Source organism: Streptomyces bambusae, from assembly GCF_019400985.1.
Lineage (GTDB): Bacteria > Actinomycetota > Actinomycetes > Streptomycetales > Streptomycetaceae > Streptomyces > Streptomyces bambusae_A.
Genome location: NZ_WTFF01000265.1, coordinates 1 through 10,200, shown reverse-complemented (window position 1 = coordinate 10,200; position 10,200 = coordinate 1). Strand labels below are relative to the sequence as shown.

The following is a 10,200-nucleotide window of genomic DNA, read 5'->3' as shown; positions in this document are numbered from 1 at the left end:
GGCGCGCACATCTCAATCAGCAGCCAGGGCGCCCCGGAGAGCCGGGCGGCCACTCCTCGCGAGCCACGACTGGCAGAGAGCTATCAGCCACACCCGGCCCTCCCGGGCCGCTTAACAACTTACGGAGCGCTATGAGCACCGACGAACTGGCCTGGTTCAAGAGCAGCTACAGCGGCGGGGGCGGCGACAACTGCGTAGAAATCGCCTGGACCAAGAGCAGTTACAGCGGGGACAGCGGCGACAACTGCGTAGAAGTCGGCTGGCTCAAGAGCAGCCACAGCGGTGGGGACGGCGACAACTGCGTTGAGGTTGCCGCCCACCCGGCCGCCATCCTCGTCCGGGACTCCAAGGACATCGCCCGGCAGCCGCTCGCCCTCTCCCGTCAGGCCTGGTCCGCCTTCACCGCGTACGCGCAAGCCTGACGCGCACCACGTTCTCCGCCAGGACATCGATCTGGACGCCCGCGTCCGGATCGGTGAAGGTCTGCCCCGGCCCGTACGCCGCCAGGCCGTTCATGACGCGGACCGGGCCCTCGCCCGTCTGGATTGCGGAGTCGACCGCGTAGACGAGGACGCCCTGGCCCTCCCGCGCCTCCGCGACGTACGCCGTCGTGTCGCCCGTGCGCACCACGGCGATCTTCGTGCCGCCGGGGCGTTCCACCGGGGTCAGTGCCACCGTGCGGCGCCCCGGCGCCGCCACGCACGCGACCTGGCGGTCGCGGATCCAGCCCAGCTTCCAGGAGTGCCAGCCGAGGAACTGCGGTGCGTGTCCGGCGATGTTGCCCATCACGTCCCAGCCGCCTACGTAGCGGTGCGTCGAGCCCGAGAAGGCGTACAGGTCCGGCAGGCCGAAGGTGTGGCCCGTCTCGTGGGCGGCGACCTTCGGCCCCCAGTGCCACATGTCCTGACCGAACGTCACGGCCCACTTCAGCCGGGTGCCGTCGGCGGTCACCCCTTGCGTCTTGGGGTCGTAGAGGTAGGTCGGGGAGAAGGACACGGCTGTCGCCGCGCGGGTCGGGACCACGTAGACCATGTCGTAGCGGGAGAAGTCCGCGTACGGGTCGGCGGCCGCGACCGCGTCGCGTACGTACGCCTCGTGGGCCTCGAAGGTCAGGCCGCGCGCGAACCCGTACGAGTCGGAGCGCGCCGGCATGCGGATCCAGCGGTGCAGCGGGTCCACGGCGAGGCGGAGGCGGCCGTAGCTTGCCGAGGTCAACCAGTCGGCGGCGGGGGCGAGATGGGCGGCGTACGCGTCCGTCGTGTCGGTGGCCGGGGCGTCGGGGAAGTCGACGAACAGCGTCAGGACGCGGCGGGTGCCGGTGGACGGCTGGAACTGGACGCGGTCGGTGTCGTGGCCCTCGTCGGTCCAGCCGGTGCGGCCGGGCAGGGCGCACGCGGCGGCGGGGGCGAGGGCGTCGGCCGTGGTCGCGGCGGCGGGGGCCGGGGAGGCCAGGCAGGACAGGACGGCGGCGGCCGAGACGGTGACGGCGGCGGCGATGGTGACGCGGGGGCGGTGGGACGGGGCGGGCACGGACATGTCAGGGAACTCCCGTTGCGGAGAGAAGCAGGAAGGGTTACGCGCGGCCCGTGGCCAGGTCCATCAGGCGGGACAGGACGCGGCCGCCGGAGGCGGTGACGCCGTCGTGCTCCCACTCGTTGGTGACCCATACCCGGGTGGCGCCGGTCCGGCGCGCCGTGTCCAGGGAGAGGCCGGCGTCGACGTACATGTCGTCGTGGTAGACGGCCGCGGCGAGCGGGACGTCGTTGGAGGCGAGGCGGTCGGGGTCGTAGAGCGGGGGCCAGTCGGTGCGGTGGGCCAGGAGGTCGGCGGCCTCCGCGAAGGGGCGCAGGCCCGCGATCTCCCGGAACATCCAGGGGTGGATCATCTCCCCGGTGAGCAGGAGGGGATCGGCGTCGGGCGCGAACTCGGGGAAGCGGGGCTGGGCCCGGGCGGCCGCCCAGGCGGTGGGGCTGCCGTCGCCCTGGCCGCCGTAGATCGTCTCCTGCATGACGGCGAAGAGGGGGTTGTCGGTGAACCCGGTCAGTGCCCCGACCTGCTGGCGGAAGGTGTCGGTCAGCTCGCCGTCGTCGCCGAGGGCTTCGTCCAGCAGCCAGTGGAGCCGCTCGAACCCGTCGCCCATGCCGAGGACCAGGCCGAGGCTGCGCAGGCGGCGGGCGGTGAGGCGGTCGCCGTCGGGCAGAGCGGTGTCGGTGTCGCCGGTGGCGAGGTGGTCGGCGATCGCGCGCAGGCGCGGGGCGTCGTCCGGGTAGCGGGCGTAGAAGTCGAGCACCCGGTCGCGGACGCGGGGGTAGGTGCGGGCGTAGACGTCGTCGGCGGTGGCGGTGAGGCCGGGCAGTCCGCCGGTGACGTAGCAGGCGCGCAGGCCCTCGGGGGCCCGGGAGAGGTACGTGAGGGTGATGAACCCGCCGTAGCTCTGGCCGAGCGTCTCCCAGGGGGTGTCGTCGCCGCACAGCCGGCGGCGGATCAGTTCGGCGTCGGCCACGATCGCGTCGGCGCGGAAGTGGGAGAGGTACGCCGCGAGGCGCGCAGGCGAGTCGAAGCGGGCGGCGGAGCGGGCGGTGACCGGGGTGGAGCGGCCGGTGCCGCGCTGGTCGAGGAGCAGGACACGGTGGGTCTCCAGCGCGCGGGGCAGCCAGCCGGGTGAACCGGCCGACGGGCGGGGCGCTTTGCCGCCCGGTCCGCCTTGGAGGTAGAGCAGCCAGGGCAGTTGTTCGCCGGTCCGGGCCGGGTCGGCGACCTCGCGGGCGAAGACCTCGATGGTCGGGCCGTCGCCGGGTGCGTGGTGGTCGAGGGGGACGCGGAACACGTGGTCGACGGTGGCGTACGCGGGGTTCATGGGTGCCTTTCCGATGGCCGGAGGGCCGAGGGGGCGCTGGGGCGCGGGGGCGCGCCGGGGAGGTGCCGGGGGGGCGCGCTGGGGGGGTGCGGGCTGCGCGGGGCGCGGGGCCTGGGGCGCGATCAGCATGGGTCGGCGGCCGCCGGTCCGGGGAGCTCCTGCCTGGGCATAACGCGGTGTTGGGGGGTGGCGACGGGTGCTGGGGATCTTGTCAGTGCAATGTCACATAACTAGGGTGCGGGCCACGCTCCCACTCCCCGGAGGACCCCATGGCCCGACGTACCCGACGTACGCCACACACTGGACGCACCCGCCACGCCCGCCCCAGCCTTCGCGCCCGCGCCACCGCGCAGGCAGCAGCAGCACTGGCCCTCGCCCTTGCCGCCGCCGGCTGTTCCGGCGGCGGCGGCAAGGCCGACGGCAGCGGCAGCGGCGGCGCCGACGGGAGGCCGAACCCCGCCACCGCCAACGTCGGCACGGTGATAGGCGGGACCCCGCAGCGCGGCGGCACCCTGACGGTGCTGTCCAACCAGGACTTCACCCACCTCGACCCCGCCCGCAACTGGGTCGTCGGCGACATGGACTTCGCCACCCGCCTCCTCTACCGCACCCTCGTGACCTACAAGTCCGCCCCCGGCGCCGCCGGCGGCGAGCTCGTGCCCGACCTCGCCGAGGACCTCGGCACGCCCTCGGACGGGGCCCGGACCTGGACGTTCAAGCTCAAGCCGGGGCTGACGTACGAGGACGGCTCGCCGATCACCGCCCAGGACGTCAAGTACAACGTGGAGCGGTCCTTCTCCCCCGACCTGCCCGGCGGCCCCGACTACCCGGCCCGCTACCTCGCCGGCGCCGAGGGCTACCGCGGCCCGGCCGGCGGCCAGGGGCTGGACTCGATCAGGACGCCCGACGACCGCACCATCGTCTTCGTGCTGCGCAAGCCGTTCGCCGAGTTCCCGTACGCGACGGTGCTGCCGACCTTCGCGCCGGTCCCCAAGGCTCAGGACAAGGGCCCGCAGTACGACAGCCGCCCGTTCTCCTCGGGCCCGTACAAGATCGAGACGTACGACCGCGACAAGCAGCTGGTGCTGGTCCGCAACCCGCACTGGGACCCGCGTACGGACCAGGTCCGCAAGGCCTACCCGGACAAGGTGGTCGTCACCATGGGCCTGCGGGCCAACCAGGTCGACGACCGGCTCGTGGCGAGCTCGGGCGCGGACGCCTCGGCCGTGTCCTGGGGGAAGCTGCGGCCCGAGAGCACCCCCAAGGTGCTCACCAGACCCGAGGTGAAGGCGCGGCTGCTCGCCGAGTCCTCCAACTGCACGGACATGGTGCAGATGCACACCGGGCGCGCCCCGTTCGACGACGTCAGGGTCCGGCGGGCCGTCCAGTACGCGCTCGACCGCGAGGCCATGCTCACCGCGGCCGGCGGACCGGCCCTCGGGGACGTCGCCACGGCGCTGATGCCCGGCCCGCTGTTCGACGGCGGCAAGCAGCCCGACACCCTGGGCATCCCGGCCACGGGCGACGTCGCGAAGGCCAAGGAGCTGCTGCGGGAGGCCGGGAAGCCGGACGGTTTCACCACGACCATCACGGTCCCGAACGGGGACAAGGGCGTGGCGGAGGCGGTGCAGCAGTCGCTCGGCCGCGCCGGGATCAAGGTGACCATCGACACGGTGGACCCGTCCGCCTTCTACGACACGATCGGCGACACCGGCAGCCGCAGCGACCTCGTCTACACCGGCTGGTGCCCGGACTACCCCTCGGGTTCCACCTTCCTGCCCTTCATGTTCGACGGCCGCTACATCAAGGAGAAGGGCAACTCCGGCAACCACTCGCTCTTCCGGGACCGGGCCACCATGGACCGCATGGACGAGATCGCCGCGATGACGGACGCCCGCGCGGCGAACACGGCCTGGCAGGAGCTGGACGGGCGCATCCTCGCCCAGGCCCCGGTGATGCCGGCGGTCATCGAGCGCATGCCGCTGCTGGTCGGCACCAACATCGCGGGCGCCTTCGGGCACACCTCCTTCGGCGGGCAGATCGACTACGCGACGGTGGGCCTGAAGGAGCCCTCGAATTCGCCGGGGGGCGGGGGCGGGTCCTGAGGACCGGCGGCCATGGATCTGGAGGTACGGCACCTGCGCGTGGTGTGCGCGATCGCCGACGCCGGAAGCCTCACCCGCGCCGCCGCCGCGCTGGGCCTGACCCAGCCGGGGCTCAGCGCCCAACTGCGGCGCATCGAGGCCATGCTGGGCGGGGTCCTCTTCGAGCGGCAGCCGGCCGGCACGGTCCCCACCCACTTCGGGGAGCTGGTGCTGGGGCGGGCCCGCGCCGTCCTGCCGGGGATCGACGGGCTGCTCGCGGACACCGCCCGCGCGGCGCGCCGTGAGCGGGCCCCGGACCAGGTGCGGATCGGCTCGGTCGGCGCCCCGCTGCTCGGACACCTCCTCCTCGCGGTGAAGGCGCTGCTGCCGGGCGCGGACCTCACCTCGCGCTGCGCCTACTCCCCCGTGGCCCTGCTCGACGACCTCGCGGCGGGCCGGCTGGAGGCGGCCGTGCTCGGCGACCACCCGGGCGAGGAGCTGCCCCCGCGCCCGGGCGTACGGTTCCACCCGCTCGTCACCGAGCCGGTCTTCGCCCTGCTGCCGGCCGGGCACCCGCTCGCCCGGCGGGAGGAGGTCGCCCTGGCCGACCTGCTGGACGAGGACTGGGCGGTGCCCCGGCCCGACGGGGACCGTACGCCGGAGTACTGGTCCTCGGTCTGCGCCCTGACCGGCCGCCGCCCGCACACCCCGTACGAGGCGGACGGCCGCCAGCTGATCGAGCTCGTCCGCGCCGGGCTGGCGGTCAGCCTCTGCCAGGCCACGTTCATCGAGGTCCCCGGCATCGCGGTCCGGCCTCTGGTGGGCGACCCCCTGTGGTACCGCCATGTGCTGGCCTGGCGCCACGACAGCCCCTTGGCCCCGGTGGCCCCGGCCCTCCTCCACCACGTCGCCACCGGCTACCGCGAGACGGCTGCGGCGGGGCGGGCGTACGCGGCCTGGCAGCGGTCGTCGGCCAGGGCGAGGTGGCCGCGGTCACCCGAGAGGTCCTCCGCGAAGCCGAACCGGACCGGGCGCGCCGACCCCACGTCCACGCGGGCTGAGGCGGGCTGACGCGGCGTCCAGGCGGTCTGACTCGGCGGACGACGCGGCGTCGTCGCGCACTGCCTCACGCAGCGGTGGCGGTGAGCGCGGCGGCGCCGAAGGAGACGTCGAACCGGTCGCACCAGATGGTGACGCTGCTGTACTCGGACAGTTTCACGTCCGCCGGGATCTCGTAGTTCTGGTCGCCCTTGTTGCCCTTGAGCTTGCCCAGGCTGACGTACTTGCCGTCGTCGAACACGCGCCAGCCGGCCGTGCCCTCCTTCACCGGGGCATCGGTCAGCCAGACCCGCAGGTCCGGCCCGTTGCTGGTGTCCAGCCCCTCCAGCCGGAGGGTGTGCGAACCATCCGCCAGCCGCACGATCTTCGCCGTCCCGGTGGTGGTGTGCTCGTGGCTGATCAGGCGTCCCTGCGCAATCGTCTTCGGCTCGGCGGCCGGGGGCGTGGCCCCCTTCGGCCCCGACGCGGCCGGAGCGGGGACCGACGCACTCGCCGCAGCACTCGGCAGCGCCTCACTGACCGTCTGGTCCTGCCACAGCTTCCACGGCTGGAACCAGTACAGCCCCACGGCGAGCAACACCGCGCCCAGCACCGCCCCACCGATCACCAACGGCCTACGCCGCCCACCCGCACGCCCCACGACCCGCTCCTCGTTCTCGTCCTGGAACGATTCAACGCCACCACACCCCCCGGGACCACGTCTCCCCGGATGACGAAAGTCTTACGGACCTGACGAGTGGACGGAGCCACCACGCCCGAGCTCCGTCCACTCAGGAGTACCCGGACGCCGGCCCGAGGTCTGACAGCAGCGTCTCCAGGACCGCCTCCTCCTCGATGCGGACTGCGTGTTCCGCGAGGGCGGATGCCAGGTCCGGGTCCCACGGGGACAGCGCCGGCTTGCCCGTCAGCGGCGGAGGAACAGCATCGGCAGCGGCTACCGCCGCGCGGTAGTCGTCGGCGGTGTAGCGCCAAGGTCGCCACGGGATGTGCTGGAGCAGCGTCGTCGCGATGCGCAGGCCGCCCCAGTCGAAGTCGCCGTGGTAGCGGAAGGACGCTCCGAGTCCGCGGAGATGGGCGAGGAGGGTGAGGGCGGCGGCCGACGGCTGGCCCTGGAGGCAGACCAAGGGGGAGGACCCCGCGCCGTGGGTGTCGGCCGCGGCCGAGAGGACCGCGGGGTTCTCGCAGATGTGGATCAGCGGGGGCGCGGTCTGCGGCGGGTGGTGGGCGAGTTGGCGGAGGGTGAGGACGGACGGCTCGCCCGAGTCGGCCATCCAGTCCAGGGCGGGGGTGCCGCGGAGGTTCAGGGTGAGGACCGTGGAGGAGACGTCGTCGCGGAGCAGGCCGGCCGAGGCCCAGGCGGCCCGTCGCCAGGCGGCGCCCGTACCGTCCGGATGGCCGGTGAGGGCGCGGACGCCGGAGAGGGCGATGGCAGCCAGAGGGGTGCCGTCGTCCAGTGCGTGGGAGCTGCCCAGGGTGTCCGCGGCGAACACGGCCAGGGAGCGGGCCGGCTCGGCGGGCAGTTCCCGCAGCACGCGCGCCGCCCGGTCGAGCAGCGTGCGAGCGGCCGCGGGGGTGCCTGCGAGGCGTCGTACGAGGCCGGTCTCGCGCACCCGGGCCGCCCAGTCCGCGAGGAGCGGTTCGTCCTGGGCGAGGAGGGTGAGGGGGGCGTAGGCCTCGGTCCAGGCCTGTTCCTCGGTCCGGCGGGCCTCCTTGAGAGGGACGACCGGACCGGTGAGCGCGGACACCGCCGCCGGCAGGCCCTCGGGGCTGATGCCCGACCGGCGCAGTACGGCGTCCACGGCGTCGAGCCGTACGGTCAGCGACCCGCCGCCGCCCGGCGCACGGCCCAACAGGCGCTCCGCCGCGAGCCGTTGGGCGGGGGTGGGGGCGGCCAAGGAGACGGTGCCGGTGGTCAGGGGCTGTCCTCGTTCCAGCCGGCGGCGCAGGCGGTCGACCAGCCAGGCCAGGTCCGCCGCGCCGAGGAGCCGGTGCAGGCGGGCCTCGTCGACCGCCGGCCGGCTCACGCCCACAGCGCCTCCGGCTCCGGCTCCGGCTCGGCCGGACGCACCGGGTCCGGGTGGCGGGTGCGGGCCGTGCCGTCCCATTCCCAGCGGGTGACCAGGACGGCGGCCACCTCGTCGACGCGGGAGAGCTGGGCGATCGCGATGCCGGGGACCTGCGGGTAGCAGGCCCACTCCCGCTCGCTGGTCATGACCACGTCCAAGTCGAAGGCGTGGAGGAGGCCGAGGCATTTGGCGCGCGAGTCGTCGTCGACCCCCGCGAACGCCTCGTCGAGGGTCACGAGCCGGGGTGCGTACGGGCTGCCCGCGCTCGCGTAGTGCGAGGAGGCGGCGGCGAACAGTGGTACGGAGACGGCCAGCACGCGTTCGCCGCCGGAAGCCGGTCCCGTGGCCGGCACCCAGCGGCCGTGCTGCAGCCGCTCGACCCCGAACTCGTGCCAGGAGCGGTAGTCGAGGGCGGCGGTGAGGTGTTCCAGCCAGCTGCCGGCCACGTCCTCGGTCTGCTGGCGGGCGATCTGCGCCTGCAGGAACTCCCCGACCGCTGTCCGGTCCTCCGGGGTCCAGGCGTCGGCGGTCTGCAGCAGCCGGCCACGGGCCTGGGCCAGTCCCGCCGGGGCCTTGCGGGAGGCCCGCCACACCAGCCGCAGGGTCATCCCGGTGGAGGTCGGGCGTTCCTCCAGCTCGGCGTTCATGGCCAGGACCTTGCGCTCGGCAGCCCCGATGAGTTCCTGGAGCGTGCCCGCGACCTCGGTGATGAGGTGGGTTTCGAGGATCTCGCGTTCGTGCGCGGACAGGATGCGGGTGAGCTCCCCCACCTCCACCCTGAGGGCCTCGACGAGTTCGGGTACGGCGCGCTCGCGCCCCTGGTAGACGATGTCGACGACCATCCCCTCCTCCACCATGCGGGCCGACGCGGTGTGGCCGTGCCGGGAGAGCGCGTCCTGGAGGGTCTTGAGCTCCTCGCTCAGCCGCCGCTGCACGCGCTCCCACGCGCCGTCCGAGTCGTCGGTCGCGGCCAGCTCCGCTTCGAGGGAGCGGGCGAGGGCGATCGCCGGGGTCGCCGCCCACGGCTCCTCCCCCACCGCGGGTACGGCCAGGTCGGGGAGAGCCACCGTGATCAGCCCGGTGGCCGTGAACCGCTGGAGTGCGGCGACGGCTTCGGCGCGGGCGGCGGCAGCGACGGTGATGTCCTTCTCCAGCTGTTCGATCCGGCCTTCGGCCCGGCTGGCCCGCCGGTCCGCCTCCGTGTGCCGGTCCTGGACCAGCCGCTGGTCGGCCGCGCACCGGCGCAAGGCCTGCGCGGTGTCGGCGAGCCGCCGCTCCAGCTCGGCCACGGCCGCGCCCACCGTCGAGCGCAGTGTCGCGAGCCGCTCGTCGTCGGCTGCCGCCTGCCGGGCCGCGTCCTGCGCCCGCAGGCCGAGTTCGGCGGTGCGCTCCGCCGCCCGTCCGGCCTCCTCGCGTTCCTCCCCCGCCTGACGGGATGCCTCCGTACGCTCGCGCAGCGCGGGCCAGAGCTCGGCCAGGACCACGGCGAGCTCCCCGAGGGCCTGTCGTACGGCGGCCAGCCCGGGCCGGTCGGCGGGCAGGCCCAGATCGGCTGCGGTCTCGTGGAGTTCGGCGGTGGCCCGCTCGGCCCGCTCGCCGGCGGCCAGTACCTCGGCGGCTCGTGCCTCACGGCGAAGCCTGACCCGACGTACGGTGTCGGCGGCAGCGACGGCGCCGGCGTGCGCCCGGGTCAGGGACGCCTCGTCCGGTACGGCGGCCAGCTCCGTGTCGAGTGCGAGGCGGCGCGCTGCCAGAACCCGCACCTGCTCGGCGACGGCAGCCGACTGCTCCTGGAGCCCGGAGAGTTCGATGCGCAGGGCGTTGATGCGGATGCGCCGCGCGGCCTCCCGGGCACCCTCTCCGATGAATTCGGCGGCGGGCTTGGCCCACCGGCCCGTGAGGGCACCGACCCGGTAGCGGCCGTCGGGCGCGGCCCAGGTGTCCGCTGCCGGGTCCGCTGTCGGGTCCGCTGTCGGGTCCCCGACGGGCCCACTGGCGGGCGCCCCGAGGCCGATCGCCCCGAGCAGCCGGGCCACCGTCTCCTCCCCTACGGACGCCGCCCGGGCATCGCCGCGGTCGACGGCCGGGCACAGCACGTCGGCGAGCGACGGACCGCCGGCCGGGCCGCCGGCCG

At 74.4% G+C, this 10,200-nt stretch carries 8 protein-coding genes; 3 read left to right on the top strand and 5 right to left on the bottom strand.

From position 1 onward, the window contains the following. Positions 1 to 131: 131 nt before the first annotated feature. Positions 132 to 422, top strand: a complete 291-nt coding sequence (locus GPJ59_RS27770) for a DUF397 domain-containing protein (RefSeq protein WP_219670443.1) — start codon at positions 132 to 134, stop codon at positions 420 to 422. Here the strand turns inward: GPJ59_RS27770 and GPJ59_RS27765 are convergent. Then, a complete protein-coding gene (locus tag GPJ59_RS27765; protein WP_219670442.1) occupies positions 400 to 1,536 on the bottom strand; it encodes a M6 family metalloprotease domain-containing protein in 1,137 nt (378 codons plus the stop codon). The genes GPJ59_RS27770 and GPJ59_RS27765 overlap by 23 nt on opposite strands. Positions 1,537 to 1,573: 37 nt before the next feature. Further along, entirely contained in the window at positions 1,574 to 2,857 is a 1,284-nt protein-coding gene (locus GPJ59_RS27760) for an alpha/beta fold hydrolase (protein ID WP_219670441.1), read from the bottom strand. 269 nt (positions 2,858 to 3,126) lie between these two features. Between GPJ59_RS27760 and GPJ59_RS27755 the strand changes: the two genes are divergently transcribed. Both GPJ59_RS27755 and GPJ59_RS27750 read left to right on the top strand, forming a co-directional pair. After that, a complete protein-coding gene (locus GPJ59_RS27755) occupies positions 3,127 to 4,962 on the top strand; it encodes an ABC transporter substrate-binding protein (RefSeq protein WP_219670440.1) in 1,836 nt (611 codons plus the stop codon). Positions 4,963 to 4,974: 12 nt separating this feature from the next. After that, positions 4,975 to 6,012 carry a LysR family transcriptional regulator gene (locus tag GPJ59_RS27750; RefSeq protein WP_219670439.1) on the top strand — a complete coding sequence of 346 codons (1,038 nt, stop codon included), beginning with the start codon at positions 4,975 to 4,977 and terminating at the stop codon, positions 6,010 to 6,012. 55 nt (positions 6,013 to 6,067) lie between these two features. Here the strand turns inward: GPJ59_RS27750 and GPJ59_RS27745 are convergent, their stop codons facing one another. From GPJ59_RS27745 to GPJ59_RS27735, 3 genes are all read right to left on the bottom strand, one after another. Then, positions 6,068 to 6,640: a DM13 domain-containing protein gene (locus GPJ59_RS27745; RefSeq protein WP_219670438.1), complete on the bottom strand. Its 573-nt coding sequence runs from the start codon at positions 6,638 to 6,640 to the stop codon at positions 6,068 to 6,070. A 130-nt stretch (positions 6,641 to 6,770) separates the two neighbouring features. Next, positions 6,771 to 8,024 (bottom strand): TIGR02679 family protein, encoded by a 1,254-nt coding sequence (locus GPJ59_RS27740; protein WP_308120522.1) that lies wholly within the window; start codon positions 8,022 to 8,024, stop codon positions 6,771 to 6,773. Continuing rightward, the coding region (locus tag GPJ59_RS27735) for a TIGR02680 family protein (RefSeq protein WP_219670436.1) at positions 8,021 to 10,200 on the bottom strand (2,180 nt) is incomplete at its 5' end. The genes GPJ59_RS27740 and GPJ59_RS27735, both read right to left, overlap by 4 nt.

What these genes read in the sequence shown, in the direction of transcription:
- GPJ59_RS27770 (WP_219670443.1), top strand. Translation starts at nt 132, where the DNA reads ATGAGCACCGACGAACTGGCCTGGTTCAAGAGCAGCTACAGCGGCGGG.
- GPJ59_RS27765 (WP_219670442.1), bottom strand. Translation starts at nt 1,536, where the DNA reads ATGTCCGTGCCCGCCCCGTCCCACCGCCCCCGCGTCACCATCGCCGCC.
- GPJ59_RS27760 (WP_219670441.1), bottom strand. Translation starts at nt 2,857, where the DNA reads ATGAACCCCGCGTACGCCACCGTCGACCACGTGTTCCGCGTCCCCCTC.
- GPJ59_RS27755 (WP_219670440.1), top strand. Translation starts at nt 3,127, where the DNA reads ATGGCCCGACGTACCCGACGTACGCCACACACTGGACGCACCCGCCAC.
- GPJ59_RS27750 (WP_219670439.1), top strand. Translation starts at nt 4,975, where the DNA reads ATGGATCTGGAGGTACGGCACCTGCGCGTGGTGTGCGCGATCGCCGAC.